11 protein-coding genes are annotated in these 13726 nt (G+C 69.3%); 3 read left to right on the forward strand and 8 right to left on the reverse strand.

The genetic code is table 11. The features are described from left to right. The first annotated feature begins 5 nt into the window (after positions 1-5). Positions 6-1934: a fumarate reductase/succinate dehydrogenase flavoprotein subunit gene (locus tag ACI2LP_RS11535; RefSeq protein ID WP_404724291.1), complete on the forward strand. Its 1929-nt coding sequence runs from the start codon at positions 6-8 to the stop codon at positions 1932-1934. Beyond that, complete coding sequence (locus tag ACI2LP_RS11540; RefSeq protein ID WP_404724292.1) at positions 1931-2719, forward strand: succinate dehydrogenase/fumarate reductase iron-sulfur subunit; 789 nt, start codon at positions 1931-1933, stop codon at positions 2717-2719. Before ACI2LP_RS11535 ends, ACI2LP_RS11540 begins: the two co-directional genes overlap by 4 nt. Before the next feature lie 171 nt (positions 2720-2890). On the opposite strand, the gene ACI2LP_RS11545 is transcribed toward ACI2LP_RS11540, so the two are convergent. From ACI2LP_RS11545 to ACI2LP_RS11575, 7 genes are all read right to left on the reverse strand, one after another. Beyond that, positions 2891-4006, reverse strand: a complete 1116-nt coding sequence (locus ACI2LP_RS11545) for a hypothetical protein (protein ID WP_404724293.1) — start codon at positions 4004-4006, stop codon at positions 2891-2893. Positions 4007-4062: 56 nt separating this feature from the next. Then, positions 4063-6597 carry a SpoIIE family protein phosphatase gene (locus ACI2LP_RS11550; protein ID WP_404724294.1) on the reverse strand — a complete coding sequence of 845 codons (2535 nt, stop codon included), beginning with the start codon at positions 6595-6597 and terminating at the stop codon, positions 4063-4065. 168 nt (positions 6598-6765) lie between these two features. Further along, entirely contained in the window at positions 6766-7182 is a 417-nt protein-coding gene (locus tag ACI2LP_RS11555; RefSeq protein ID WP_404724295.1) for an ATP-binding protein, read from the reverse strand. Between the two features lie 227 nt (positions 7183-7409). Beyond that, a complete protein-coding gene (locus ACI2LP_RS11560) occupies positions 7410-7838 on the reverse strand; it encodes a (deoxy)nucleoside triphosphate pyrophosphohydrolase (protein ID WP_404724296.1) in 429 nt (142 codons plus the stop codon). 89 nt (positions 7839-7927) lie between these two features. Beyond that, positions 7928-8107 (reverse strand): SPOR domain-containing protein, encoded by a 180-nt coding sequence (locus tag ACI2LP_RS11565; protein WP_404724297.1) that lies wholly within the window; start codon positions 8105-8107, stop codon positions 7928-7930. 186 nt (positions 8108-8293) lie between these two features. After that, a complete protein-coding gene (locus tag ACI2LP_RS11570; RefSeq protein ID WP_404724298.1) occupies positions 8294-10024 on the reverse strand; it encodes a purine-cytosine permease family protein in 1731 nt (576 codons plus the stop codon). Between the two features lie 229 nt (positions 10025-10253). Continuing rightward, a complete protein-coding gene (locus ACI2LP_RS11575) occupies positions 10254-11006 on the reverse strand; it encodes a GntR family transcriptional regulator (RefSeq protein ID WP_404724299.1) in 753 nt (250 codons plus the stop codon). A 287-nt stretch (positions 11007-11293) separates the two neighbouring features. On the opposite strand from ACI2LP_RS11575, the gene ACI2LP_RS11580 reads away from it, so the two are divergent. After that, the gene (locus ACI2LP_RS11580) at positions 11294-12637 is read left to right on the forward strand and encodes a glycoside hydrolase family 18 protein (protein ID WP_404724449.1); all 1344 of its coding nucleotides are present in this window, start codon (positions 11294-11296) and stop codon (positions 12635-12637) included. Between the two features lie 62 nt (positions 12638-12699). On the opposite strand, the gene ACI2LP_RS11585 is transcribed toward ACI2LP_RS11580, so the two are convergent. After that, positions 12700-13485, reverse strand: a complete 786-nt coding sequence (locus tag ACI2LP_RS11585; RefSeq protein WP_404724450.1) for a DUF4190 domain-containing protein — start codon at positions 13483-13485, stop codon at positions 12700-12702. Between the last annotated feature and the right edge of the window lie 241 nt (positions 13486-13726).

Consider the following 13726-nt stretch of genomic DNA (forward strand, 5'->3'; position numbering starts at 1 on the left):
TCTACATGACGCAACTCGAACGGCAGCAGTGGGACGTCGTGGTGGTGGGCGCGGGCGGCGCGGGACTGCGGGCCGCCATCGAGGCGCGCGAGCGGGGTGCCCGGACGGCCGTGATCTGCAAGTCCCTCTTCGGCAAGGCCCACACGGTGATGGCCGAGGGCGGCATCGCCGCCTCCATGGGCAATGTGAACGCCGGGGACAACTGGCAGGTGCACTTCCGCGACACCATGCGCGGCGGGAAGTTCCTCAACCAGTGGCGGATGGCCGAGCTGCACGCGCGCGAGGCACCGGACCGGGTCTGGGAGTTGGAGACCTGGGGCGCGCTCTTCGACCGCACGGCCGACGGGAAGATCTCCCAGCGCAATTTCGGCGGACACGAGTACCCGCGTCTCGCGCACGTAGGCGACCGGACCGGCCTGGAGCTGATCCGTACGCTGCAACAGAAGATCGTCTCGCTGCAGCAGGAGGACAAGGCCGAATTCGGCGACTACGAGGCCCGGTTGAAGGTCTTCCAGGAGTGCACGGTCACGCGGGTGCTCAAGGACGGGGAAAGGGTCGCGGGCGCGTTCTGTTACGAGCGCGAGTCCGGCCGCTTCTTCGTTCTCGAGGCGCCGTCCGTGGTGCTGTCCACCGGCGGCATCGGCAAGTCCTTCAAGGTGACGTCCAACTCGTGGGAGTACACGGGTGACGGGCACGCGCTGGCGCTGCTCGCGGGCGCTCCGCTGCTGAACATGGAGTTCGTGCAGTTCCATCCGACGGGGATGGTCTGGCCGCCCTCGGTGAAGGGCATCCTGGTCACCGAGTCGGTGCGTGGCGACGGCGGGGTGCTGCGCAACTCCGAGGGCAAACGGTTCATGTTCGACTACGTCCCGGATGTGTTCAAGGAGAAGTACGCGCAGTCGGAGGAGGAGGGCGACCGCTGGTACGAGGATCCGGACCACAACCGGCGTCCTCCCGAGCTGCTGCCGCGCGACGAGGTGGCCCGCGCCATCAACTCCGAGGTCAAGGCGGGCCGCGGCTCCCCGCACGGCGGCGTCTTCCTCGATGTCTCGACCCGGATGCCGGCCGAGGCCATCCGGCGCCGACTGCCGTCGATGTACCACCAGTTCAAGGAGCTGGCGGACGTCGACATCACGGCGGAGGCGATGGAGGTCGGACCGACCTGCCACTACGTGATGGGCGGCATCGCCGTCGAATCCGACACCGCCGCGGCGGTCGGCGTCCCCGGTCTGTTCGCTGCGGGCGAGGTCGCGGGCGGGATGCACGGCTCCAACAGGCTCGGCGGGAATTCCCTCTCCGACCTGCTGGTATTCGGCCGGCGGGCGGGTCAGCACGCGGCCGAGTACGCCGAAGGGCTCGCCGAGCGCCCGCCGGTGGACGAGGCCCAGATCGACACGGCCGCGGCGGAGGCGCTGCGTCCGTTCAGCGCGGAGGGCCCCGAGGAGGGCGCGCAGCCCGAGAATCCATACACCCTCCACCAGGAGCTCCAGCAGACGATGAACGACCTGGTCGGCATCATCCGGCGCGAGGCGGAGATGGCGCAGGCGCTCAAGAAGCTGGCGAATCTGCGGGTACGGGCACGGCGCGCCGGGGTCGAGGGGCACCGGCAGTTCAACCCCGGCTGGCATCTCGCTCTCGACCTTCGGAACATGCTGCTGGTCAGCGAGTGCATCGCGCGGGCGGCGCTGGAGCGCACGGAGAGCCGCGGCGGGCACACCCGCGAGGACTGCCCGACCATGGAGCGCGAGTGGCGGCGGGTCAATCTGCTGTGCCATCTGATCGATTCCTCGGGCGGGTTGGCGGCCACCGATCCGGTGCGCGGCCAGATCGCGCTCGAACGGAAGACCACTGAACCGATCCGTCCGGACCTGCTCGCTCTTTTCGAGAAGGAGGAGCTGGTCAAGTACCTCGCCGAAGAGGAGCTCTACGAGTGAGTTCGACCGCATCTACTCAATACGTAGCCAGCTTCAAGGTGTGGCGGGGCGATCAGGACGGCGGGGCGCTGGAGGACTTCTCCGTCGAGGTCCATGAAGGCGAGGTCGTCCTCGACATCATCCATCGCCTCCAGGCCACCCAGGCCTCCGATCTCGCAGTCCGCTGGAACTGCAAGGCGGGCAAGTGCGGTTCGTGCAGTGCGGAGGTCAACGGGCGGCCGCGGCTGATGTGCATGACCCGGATGTCGGTCTTCTCGCGCGAGGAGACGATCACGGTGACACCGCTGCGGGCGTTCCCCGTGGTGCGCGACCTGGTGACCGACGTGAGCTTCAACTACACGAAGGCACGGGAGGTGCCGTCCTTTGTGCCGCCGCCGGGTGTCGCGGCCGGTGAGTACCGGATGCAGCAGATGGATGTGGACCGCTCGCAGGAGTTCCGCAAGTGCATCGAGTGCTTCCTGTGCCAGGACACCTGCCATGTGGTGCGCGACCACGAGGAGAACAAGTCGGCGTTCGCCGGTCCGCGCTTTCTGATGCGGGTGGCGGAGCTGGACATGCACCCGCTGGACGCGGCGGCGGAGACGGGCCTGGACCGCAAGAAGACCGCCCAGGACGAGCACGGCCTCGGCTACTGCAACATCACGAAGTGCTGCACGGAGGTGTGCCCCGAAGGCATCAAGATCACTGACAATGCGCTGATCCCGCTGAAGGAGCGGGCGGTGGACCGGAAGTACGACCCGCTGGTGTGGCTCGGCAACAAGATCAAGCGCCGCGGCACCGAATAGGCCCTGTCCGGGCGTCGCCTGGGGGCGCGCGCCCGGCCCCGGTCCGCGGGACGCGGCGAACCCCGTTCCGCGGGCGCCCTGGGCGGCGGGTGGGCGGCGCGCGGCGGTCGGGCGGCTCCCCCGCGCGGGGGCGGGCGCCCCGGGCGGCGGGGTGGGCGGCTCCCCTGCGCCCTACGGCGCGGAGTAGCCGTGCTCTCCCCAGTCCTTCCGGTACGCCTGCCAGTCGGCCTCCTCCGCCGCGAAGTCGACATAGAGCGCGACCCCGAAACGCTCACGGTCGCGGTCCGTGCGCCCAAGTCCCAGCCGGGTGCCGCGGATCGCGGCCGCGACCGTTTCGGCGTTCTCCCAGTGGCCGATGTCGTCCTCGTGGAAGAAGGGCAGACCCATGAGCAGATCGGTGTCCTCGGGCGTGACCTCGAGGGCGAGCGCGGTCTGCTGCGCGACATAGCCGCCGTACAGACTCTCCAGCGGGATGCCGGTGTCGTACGACATCACGGCTATCTGGTCGACCCGGCGGGCAACCTGGCCGAAGAATTTCTGCGACCACCACTTGGGGTGTCCGGTGAGCCCGCCCCGCACGGCATGCAGCGCCGGGAGCGGATCTATCTGGTGGGCGGCGACGGACAGCGGGACTTTGCGGGCGCGCGTCAGCTCGCGCAGATCGTCCAGCAGGGACAGATAGTCACCGTCCCCCGAGTGCAGTGGCTCCAGGTCGAAGTGCACGCCGTCGAAGCCCGCGTCCAGGATCCGGTCGGTGGAGCGCACGACGGCGGCGCGAGTGCCGGCGTCGGGCAGCTTCAGCCCGTCCGGGCCTTCGCTCGCGAGCTCGTCACCCAGCCAGGCCTGGACCCGGATGCCGGGGATCTTCCGGTGGACGGCGTCGATCAGCCACCGCGCCCGTGGATAGCGGTCCGCGGGCAGCGACCCGTCGTGCTCCAGCGGCCCGGCGTGGACATAGAGGTCCCGGATCCCGCTCCCCCGTATCCGCGCGGCGAAGGCGTCGACGTCCGCGTCCTTCTTCCGGCCGTCCACCCAGGCGTGGCCGAGCCACACCGCGTCCTTGCCGCGCGTCATCGTGCCTTCCGCAATGTCGCCGGCGTAATTGACGCGCAGCGCGACCGCGCCGGTGATGACCGGGACGACCAGCAGGACGGCCAGAGCCAGAGCGATCCGCCTCGGCCAACTCAGGCGGCGGCTGCGCCACTTCCGTACGAGCGCACGCACGCCCGAAGCCGCGGGCAGCGCCCTTGCGCGCTCGCCCATTCCCACCCCGTTGTCTTCCCCCATGCCTCGCAAGGTTAGATCACGGGTCTGACAACGCTCCGGCAGTGCCGGGCCGCCTGTCAGAACATGCTGAGCAGCTGCTCGACCGTGGGCTCGGCCGTCGAGTCCCCGTCGGGCAGGGCCAGTTCGAACCAGACCGTCTTGCCACGGGGGGTCCGGCGCGAGCCCCAGGCCGCGCTCAGCAGCCCGACCAGCTGCAGTCCGCGGCCGCCCTCGTCGGTGTCGCGCGCGCGTCGCCGCCGGGGCTGGACCAGGCCCGCGTCCCACACCTCACAGACAAGGGTGCGGTCCCGCAGCAGCCGCAGCCGGATCTCGCCCTCGCCGTACCGCAGCGCGTTGGTGACCAGCTCGCTGACCAGCAGCTCGACCGTGTCCACCAGTGCTTCGATGTCCCAGGCGACGAGCTGCGCGCGGGCCAGCTCGCGGGCACGGCCCACCGAGCGGGGTTCGCGGGGCAGCCGCCAGTCGCCGACGGCCTCCAGGGGCAGTCCCTGGATGCGGGCCATGAGCAGTGCGATGTCGTCCTCGCCGTGCCGGGTGTCGAGGGTGTTCAGCACGTGGTCGCAGACATCTTCCAGGGGACGTACCGGATCGGTGAGCGCGGTACGGAAGGCGCGCAGTCCCTCGTCGAGGGGGTGGTCGCGGGATTCGACGAGCCCGTCGGTGTAGAGGGCGAGCAGCGCGTCCTCGGGGAGCTCGACCTCGACCTCCTCGAAGGGCTCGCCGCCCACGCCGAGGGGCATCCCGGGCGGCACGTCGAGCAGCAGCGCCTCCTCGCCCGGTTCGACCAGGACGGGGGGCAGATGGCCGGCGTTGGCGAAGGTGCAGCGCCGGGTGACGGGGTCGTAGACGGCGTAGACACAGGTCGCGAGATAGACCTCCGAGAGGTCGGCGTCGCGGGACTTGTGGGCGACACGGGAGGCCTGCTGGGCGCCGCTGGGGCTACCGAGGCCGCGGGCGATCTCGTCGAGCGCGGAGAGCACTTCGGCCGGTTCCAGGTCGAGCAGCGCCAAGGTTCGTACGGCGGTGCGTAGTTCACCCATGGCCACCGCGGCCCGCAGCCCACGGCCCATCACATCGCCCACCACCAGGGCGGTGCGGTGGCCGGGGAGTTCGATGACGTCGAACCAGTCTCCGCCGACCTCGGTGGCCGTGTTGCCGGGGAGATAGCGGCAGGCGATGTCCAGCCCCGCGGCCTCGGGGTCACCGGGCGGGAGGAGGCTGCGCTGGAGGATCAGCGCCCGCTCGTGCTCCCTGCGGTACAGCCGTGCGTTGTCGATACAGACGGCGGCGCGGGCGGCGAGCTCGACGGCGAGTGCCTGGTCCCGTTCTCCGAAGGGCTCGCTCCCCTTCGTACGGGAGAACTGCACCAGGCCGACGACGGTGTCGTGCGCGACCATCGGCACCGCGAGCGTGGACTGGACGAGGGTGCCGTCCTCGCCCGGGATCGACTTGACCCGGGCGGTGCGCAGGGCGCCGGCGCAGGGCGAGTTGAAGGGATAGCGGTGGACCGCCCCGACCGCGGTGGGGGCGCTGCCCTTCGGGCCCCAGCCCGGTGTGGTGACCAGCGGGGCGTCGGAGACGGCACTGGCGAAGGCGACCCGACGCAGCTCGGCGCTGCCGTCGGCTCTCCCGGGCGGGGCCTCGTCGCCGGTGAGCAGACCTTGATAGAGATCGACGGAGGCGAGGTCGCAGAAGCCGGGGACGGCGACGTCGAGGAGTTCGCGGGCGGTGGTCTCCAGGTCGAGGGAGTTGCCGATGCGGGCGCTGGCCTCATTGAGGAGGGCGAGATTGCGCCGGGCGCTGGCGGCCTCACGCGCGGCGATATGGCGACGGGTCACATCGGTGCCGATTCCGGCCACTCCGACGGGCCGGCCCGATCCGCTGTGCACGCGGTAGAGGTTGATCGACCAGTGCCTGCGCTCCGTGCTGCCGGGTACGGCGCCGACGATCTGGAGGTCGATGGCGGATTCGCCGGTCTCCAGGACCCGGCGCAGCGAGGCGTTCATCCGCTCCGCCTCGGGCCGGGAGAGATAGTCGTGGACGGTGCGTCCGCGATGGTCGTCGGCCTTACCTCCGAAGACGGCGGCGAAGCGCGCGTTGGTGCGCTGCACCGTGAGGTCCGTGCCGAACAGAAGGAAGCCGAAAGGAGATTGGCCGAAAATCGCCTGCGAAGCGGCGAGGTCGGTCTCGATCCGCCGCAGTGCCCTGACATCCACGACGATACAGAGCGCAGCCCTGTCGCCGCTCTCCGTCTCACTCGGCATCACATAGACCTCGGCGACGCCGTGTGCTCCACCCCCGCCCGGCATACGGAAGGGGACCAGGCCCGTCCACTCCTTGCCGTCGAGGATCTCGGCCACTTGGCGATGGCCGCGCGGCCGCAGCTCCGCGGGCATGAAGACCTCGACCGGGTCCTTGCCCCTGACCTCCTCCGCCGTAATGCCGAAGAGATCCACCGCACGCCGACTCCACTGGTCGACCAGCCCGTCGGCGCCGATCGAGAAGGAAGCGACCTTGATGTAGTCATAGATCGAGCCAGGCGGGCTGCTCTGCCACACGACATTGCTCGCCGTCTCAGGTATTTCGCTCACGCGACCGTCCCCTCCAGCTCACCGCACCGGACCGGCCATGACCGCAGTATTCAGCACTACGGCCCCGATCGACACGGCGTTCACGATCACAGCACGGTCTCGTTCGTTTTCGGCCGAGTCCGGTTCAGGCCGGAACCGAGTCCGGCCTGATCGGTGTCCCTTCACCTTCTAACCAGTCAGAGGCAGCTCGAACCACACGGTCTTGCCGGTTCTGCCTTTGCGCGTGCCCCAGCGACGGGCGGAACAAGCCACGAGCTGCAGCCCGCGGCCTCCCTCGTCATCGGGTGCCGCGGGGCGTTCGGTGGGGGGATCCGGCAGCGGATCGGAGACTTCGACGAGCAGGCTGGGGGCACTCTGACCGGGGTCGGGCCGGCACAACCGGACCCCGATCGGGCCGGATGCGTACCGCAGGGAATTGGTCACCAGCTCGCTGACCAGCAGCACGGTCACATCGCACACCACCGAGTCCAGTCCCCAGGTGCTGAGGGTGTCGCGCACGACATGCCGAGCGGTGCGCACGGCGTCGGGCTCGGCAGGGAAGGTCCACTCGGCGCATTCGCCTTCAGTGTCGATCACGCCGCTCACTTCCCGAGTCCAGCAGCAGACCCACGCCCTATTTCGGGTGGTTAATCAGCACATACCCGATATTTGGGGTGAGGTATCCCGTCGGCGCGGCAATGGGCACACGGTGGTACGAACGGCGTACGCGCCGGTTGTGGGCGCCGTCGCACGCCCTTCGCGCATGGCCCTCGACCAGGGCCTTCGATCAGGGCCTTCACCCACGGCTTCACTCATTGCCTTCGCTCACGGCTTCACTCACGGCTTTCGCGCGGGAGCCGGGCGGCACTCTCGCTCAGCAGCCGGGCGGCCTCCGCCACGGCGGGCCGGTCCTGGTCGAGCCAGTCGACGGCGTCCGTTTCATGCGGTGCGAGCCAGCGCAGTTCGTCATGGTCCTCGAGCGGCTGGGGCTCCCCGGAGAGCAGCCGGGCCGTCCACACCTGCAGGACATATCCGGGCTTCAGCGGCCACTCGCCGGGAATCCGCTCCAGCGGCTCCGTCTCGACGCCCAGTTCCTCGCGGAGCTCGCGCACCAGGCCCTGTTCGGGACTCTCGCCGGGTTCCAGCTTTCCGCCGGGCAGCTCCCAGCGGCCGGCGAGCTCTTCGGGGGCGCTGCGGCGTGCGGCCAGCAGCCGCCCCCGGTCGTACACCGCTCCGGCCACCACCACGACACGATCGCTCATGCGCCGGAGCATATGGCCCGCGGCGGGACGCACCTGTGGGCGGGCCGCGGCCCGCCCACAGGGTCGGCCGCGGTCCGGCCAGTGCCCGGCTAGTGCGTCGTCTGCCCGATACGCTCGACCCAGTAGAGCTGCTTGTGTTCGCGGCCGTCGAGTGTGTCCACTATCTGCTGGGCCTCGTCCCTGGTGGCGTACCTGCCGACGCGATAGCGATTGCCGTTGTCGTCCTGCCGTATGACCAGCCAGGGCAGGACAGGGCCGGTGTCGTTCATCGCGCCCCTCCCTCAGCAGGTCCGCTTGTCCATAACGATCGCCAGGAAACCGCACTACGCATATGCCCGAGCGTACGCCTGACCCTTACTCAGCGGATACGGGTTTTCACAAAGAGACAGGAAAGCGGGGCGTACCCGACTGGATACGCCCCGTCTGGCTGGTTCCGGCCGCCCTGACCGCCCCCGTTACGAGGCGGCAGACGGCATCGTCGGCATCGGCATCAGGACCGGACCGGCCGCCGCCGGATCCTTGCGGCAGACATCACCGCACTCGGCGTCCAGCGAGCAGCACAGCGAGCAGAGGGGGCCGGACTGGACCGGGCAGTCCGCGATGTCGGGGAGTTCGTACGCCGTCTCGCACACCGCGCAGGTGTGGGTGGCGGTGACATCCTCCACCGCCACGTCAGGGCCTCCCCCAGAGCCTTCGGCCTGGGGGTACCCCCATACGACGTTGGGCCGGGCCAGGTAGTACTTCCCCTTCGTCGCCCACGCGATCAACGGGCAGAGGATCAGCGCGAGTCCGGCCGCGATGAAGGTCGAGAAGGCCTCGGCGTACCTGCCGAAGAGCCCGAAGAAGGCGAGGATCGAGACGGTCGACGCGATCGCCATCGCACCGAACCCGGCCGGGTTCACGGCATACAGATACGCCCGCTTGAACTCGATGTACTTGGGGCTCCACCCTGCCCGCTTGTTGATGACGAGGTCCGCGGCGACCGCCGCGATCCAGGCGATGCCCACGTTCGAGTAGAAGCCGAGCAGCTTGCCCAGGGCCGCGAACATGTTCATCTCCATCAGCGTCAGCGCGATGGCGAGGTTGAGGAAGATGTACCAGACCCGGCCCGGGTGCCGGTGGGTGATGCGGGAGAAGAAGTTCGACCAGGACAGCGAACCGCTGTAGGCGTTGGTCACATTGATCTTGATCTGCGAGACGATCACGAAGAGCGCGGCGGCGGGCAGAGCGACCGAGCCGAGCCAGGGCTTGAGCGCCTCGATCTGCGGGGCGATCGGCTCCAGGGCGTGCGTCTTGCCCACCGCCTCCAGCGCGACGAAGGCGAGGAAGGCACCGCCGAGCTGCTTGGCCGCGCCGATGATCACCCAGCCGGGTCCGGCGGCGAGAACGGCCAGATTCCAACGGCGCTTGTTCTCTTCGGTCTTGGCCGGCATGAACCGCAGATAGTCGGCCTGTTCGCCGATCTGGGCGATCAGGGAGAGAGCCACACCGGTGCCGAGGCCGAAGCCGATCCAGGAGAAGCCCGAGCCGGCCCCTTCCGTACCGCCGAAGGAGCCGAACGCGCCCCAGGCGTCCGGCGCTTCGAAGGCCAGCACCACGAAGGGCAGCACCATGCCGATGATCCAGACCGGCTGCGTCCACGCCTGCACCTTCGCCAGCGCGCCCATCCCCTTGAAGACGATCGGGATGACGATCAGCGTGGTGAGCAGATAGCCGATCTGAACGGGCAGTCCGACGGCCTGGTGCATGGCCTGAGCCATGATCGAGCCTTCGAGCGCGAAGAAGATGAAGGTGAACGAGGCGTAGATGAGCGAGGTGAGGGTGGAGCCGAAGTAGCCGAACCCGGCGCCGCGCGTGACGAGGTCCATGTCCAGGCCGTACTTCGCGCAGGCTCGGGCGATCGGTATCCCGGTGAGGAAGATGATCACCGCGGCGGTGAGGATCGAGGCGAGCCCGCTGGTGAATCCGTAGGTGAAGACGATCGACGCGCCGATCGCGAAGTCCGCGAGATAGGCGATGCCGCCGAGCGCGGTGCCCGCGACCATCGAGGGCGACCAGCGCCGGAAGGAGTGCGGCGCATAGCGCAGCGAGTAGTCCTCACGGCTCTCGTCGGCGGCGAGCTTCGCGTAACTGCGCTTCGGTTGTTCCTGCTCGGGTGCCTGAGTGGGCGTGGCGGTGTCCGTCATCAGCGGCTTCCCGTTCGTCGGCCCCTGTACGGGGCAGTGGGGCGCGTACGGACCGGAAGGTAGGAGCGGGACGTGACAGGCTGTCGCAGCGGGGCATTGCCCGGGCGTTACGGAACGCCGTGCGCCGTTAACTCGTGGTCACGGAAGCCGGACGCACTGTCCGGCTACCGGTCTACCTCAGATGGTCACCTCACCGGGGTGCCTCGCAGCAATCACCCGCAATCCGGCTTCACTTCACCGGCAGGTGGTATGCGATCCGGAAGCGGTCGGCCGGGACGACGACGTCCGCCGTCTCGACCGCGCGTCCCGATGCGTAGTACGTGCGCTCGACGACCATCACCACATGGCCCGGTACGCCGCCGAGCGCCAGAAGCTCCTCCGCGAGCCCCGGCCGGGCGCCGACCTCCTCCGCCACGTTGTCCACGACGACATCGATGGCTGCCATTCGCTCGACAACCCCGCAGCCGCCCAGCGGACCCTCCTCCGGCAGCATCACCGGTGTGCGCCCGGTGACCTCGAGAGGCTCCCAGGAGGTGGAGAGCATCATCGCCTCGCCCGCGTCCCGGAACACATAGCGCGTACGCATCACGCGGGCGCCGAGCTCGATACCGAGCCGGGCGGCAATCTCCGGGCCCGCCGCCTCCTGCTCGCTGCTGGACTCCCAGGTGCCCCGGCTCGCCTCGTCGGCCTGCTCCTGACGAAAGGGGTTGGCGCCGGACGGCGGCCGGTAGCCGGAGCGGGCGATCCGGCGCGGGACCGGCCGCTCGCGGACATATGTGCCGGAGCCGGAGCGGCCCTCGACCAGGCCCTCCGCCATCAGGACCTTGCGCGCCTCCAGGGCGACGGTGTCCGAGACTCCGTACTCCTCGCGAATGCGTGCCTGCGAGGGAAGTCGGGTGTGCGGCGGCAGCGCGCCGTTGACGATCTTCTGGCGGAGATCGCTCGCAACGCGCAGATAGGCGGGCTGCTCACCGAATGTCACTGGCCACTCCCAACAGGTTGACAGACAGCAACAGCGTGGCAACCCTGGGTTGTTGACCGCAAGCATGGGCCAAAGTTTCACCCGAAGTGATGACTTGCCGTTACGCAGGTGTTTACCGCGGGTATGGGCATCTCTCGGCGGCGCCCCTGGCAGCCCTCCCATACCCGTGCCGGAATCCCGCCAGTCACGGCTTCCGGTGCCGCTCGACGCCACTCCCGGCATCGCTTCGGCGCCATTCCGCGCCCGCACCCTTGACCGCAATGGTCCAGACCAATACGTTCCTGGCCATGCTTCGAAACTGCCGAAGATCCCTTGCCAGGACGGCCGTTGCCGCCTGCTCCCTCGCCCTCCTCGCCGCCCTCGCACCCGGCGCAACCGCCGCCCCCGACCACGGCGGCAGTCACGGCAAGTCCGCGTACAAACGCGTCGGCTACTTCACCCAATGGGGCGTCTACGGCCGCAACTTCCAGGTCAAGGACCTGGACGCCAGCGGCCAGGCCGCCAAGCTCACCCACATCAACTACGCCTTCGGCAACGTCAGTTCCGACGGCACGTGCTTCACCGGCAACATCCCCGGCGAGGCGGACGCCTGGGCCGACTACGTCCGTCCGCTGGACGCCGCCGGCTCGGTGGACGGCGTTGCCGACACCGCCGAACAGCCCCTCGCGGGAAACTTCAACCAGTTGCGCGAGCTCAAGGCCAAGCACCCCGGCCTCAAGGTGCTGATCTCCCTCGGCGGCTGGAGCTGGTCGACGCACTTCTCGGACGCCGCCCGCACCCCCGCGTCCCGCAAGGCGTTCGTGTCCTCCTGCATCGACCTCTACATCAAGGGCAATCTGCCCGTCGACGGAGCACGCGGCGGGGCGGGCGCGGCGGCCGGGCTCTTCGACGGCGTGGATCTGGACTGGGAGTGGCCGGGCTCGGCGGGCGACACCGACACCGTCTTCCGGCCGGAGGACAAGCAGAACTTCACCGCGCTGGTACGGGAGTTCAGGACGCAGCTCGACGCATACGGAAAGGCCCTCAACAAGCGTAAGCACTATGAACTGACCGCTTTTGTGCCGACTGCTCCCGCGAAGATCGACGCGGGCTTCGAGGTCCGCAGGATCATGCGCGACCTCGACTTCGTCAACCTCCAGGGTTACGACTTCCATGTGTCGGGCGAGAAGACCACCGCCCAGCAGTCCGCCCTGTACACGCGCGGCGACTTCAGCGTCGACCAGACCGTGCGCGACTGGCTGCGCCGCGGCGCACCCGCCCGCAAACTGGTGATGGGCATACCCTTCTACGGCCAGGGCTGGACGGGCGTGAGCGGCGATGGCGACGGCCTGAACCAGCCGGCCGAGGCCCCGGCTCCCGCGACCTGGGCGGCCGGTTACGAGGACTACAAGGCCCTCAAGAAGCTGGCCGACTCGGGAACGTACACACTCCACCGGGACCGGCGGGGCGGCCATGCGTGGCTCTTCGACGGCACAACCCTGTGGACGTACGACGATCCGAAGGTGCTGCGCACCAAGACCTCGTACATCCGCGAACGAGGTCTCGGCGGCGCGATGTTCTGGTCCCTGGACGGGGACACGACGGACGGCGAACTGATGACCGCTGTCGACCGCGGACTTTCGCGCAGCTAGGCGCCCTTTCCGGCCGAGCTGGGCGGGGTCCGGACGAGTCCCGGTGCCTGGGCCTTGGTGGCTCAGGCTCCGGTCTCGTCGCCGGTCTCTTCGCCGGATGTTCCGCCGATCTCGTTGCCCGTCTCGTTGCCGGTCCCATCTCCGGTACCGTCGCCGGACGTTCCGCCGGACTCTTCGGCCGCGGGGGCGCTCCCGGCCCTCAGGGAGCCCGTGAGCTTGCCTTCCGTGGCAGCGAGGGCGCAGGTCACCGAGCGGTCGCCGAGGCGCCAACTGCGCTTGCTCGGCATGTAGTAGTACATGTCCACATTGTCGGGCACGGCCGAGGCGTCCGACACGTACCCGTTGTTGATCTCCTCGCAGCGGCTCTCGGCCACCGGCTCGACCGCCGCCTCGCCGGGCCAGGAGTCGAACCGGTCGAGCTTGAAGGAGCCCGTGACCTCGCCTTCGTGCTCCTTGGCGCAGTCGACCACCCGCACGCTCGCGGTCTCCCGCTCCAGCTCGCCGGGGACGGTGAAGCAGTCCCCCTTGCGCAGGTCGAGCGTGCTGCGCGAGCGGCTCGCCTCGTCCATCCCGTCCCGGAAGCCGTTCCAGGCGTCGCTGATCCCGCCGGTGGCGAAGGCGACGGCCAGCAGAGCCGTACTGATCCCGGAGAGGATGCTCCCCGCGATCGCCATGCCCTTGCCGCGCTGGCCCCTCCGGCTGATCTGGGACAGGGCGATCAGGCCCAGGATCAGACCGAGCGGGGGTATGCAGCACACGATCCCGAGCACCAGGGACGCGATGGACAGCCCGTTCACGGACGGCGGCCTTGCGGGGGTGTACGGGGCGTTGTACGGGGGCGGGTACATGGCCACGGGAAAGTGCTCCTCATCCGGACTCGGCCGGCTCACGCGAACAGGCGCGCGGATCATACTCGGGGACTGCCCGCGAACCGAGTGTGGGGGGGGGGGGGGGCGGGGGGCCCCCCCCCCCCCCCCCCCCCCCCCCCACCCCCCCCCCACACCACAAAAAAAAAACAAAAAAACCCCCACACACACAGCCCCCCAAACCCCCCCCCCCCCCCAAGCACAAAAACAACACCACCCCCCA

This window comes from Streptomyces sp. NPDC019890 (assembly GCF_044903445.1).
Taxonomy (GTDB): domain Bacteria; phylum Actinomycetota; class Actinomycetes; order Streptomycetales; family Streptomycetaceae; genus Streptomyces.

Coding starts and splice junctions, on each gene's coding strand:
- ACI2LP_RS11580 (WP_404724449.1), top strand. CDS start 11,294: ATGCTTCGAAACTGCCGAAGATCCCTTGCCAGGACGGCCGTTGCCGCC.
- ACI2LP_RS11560 (WP_404724296.1), bottom strand. CDS start 7,838: ATGAGCGATCGTGTCGTGGTGGTGGCCGGAGCGGTGTACGACCGGGGG.
- ACI2LP_RS11535 (WP_404724291.1), top strand. CDS start 6: ATGACGCAACTCGAACGGCAGCAGTGGGACGTCGTGGTGGTGGGCGCG.
- ACI2LP_RS11585 (WP_404724450.1), bottom strand. CDS start 13,485: ATGTACCCGCCCCCGTACAACGCCCCGTACACCCCCGCAAGGCCGCCG.
- ACI2LP_RS11570 (WP_404724298.1), bottom strand. CDS start 10,024: ATGACGGACACCGCCACGCCCACTCAGGCACCCGAGCAGGAACAACCG.
- ACI2LP_RS11545 (WP_404724293.1), bottom strand. CDS start 4,006: ATGGGGGAAGACAACGGGGTGGGAATGGGCGAGCGCGCAAGGGCGCTG.
- ACI2LP_RS11565 (WP_404724297.1), bottom strand. CDS start 8,107: ATGAACGACACCGGCCCTGTCCTGCCCTGGCTGGTCATACGGCAGGAC.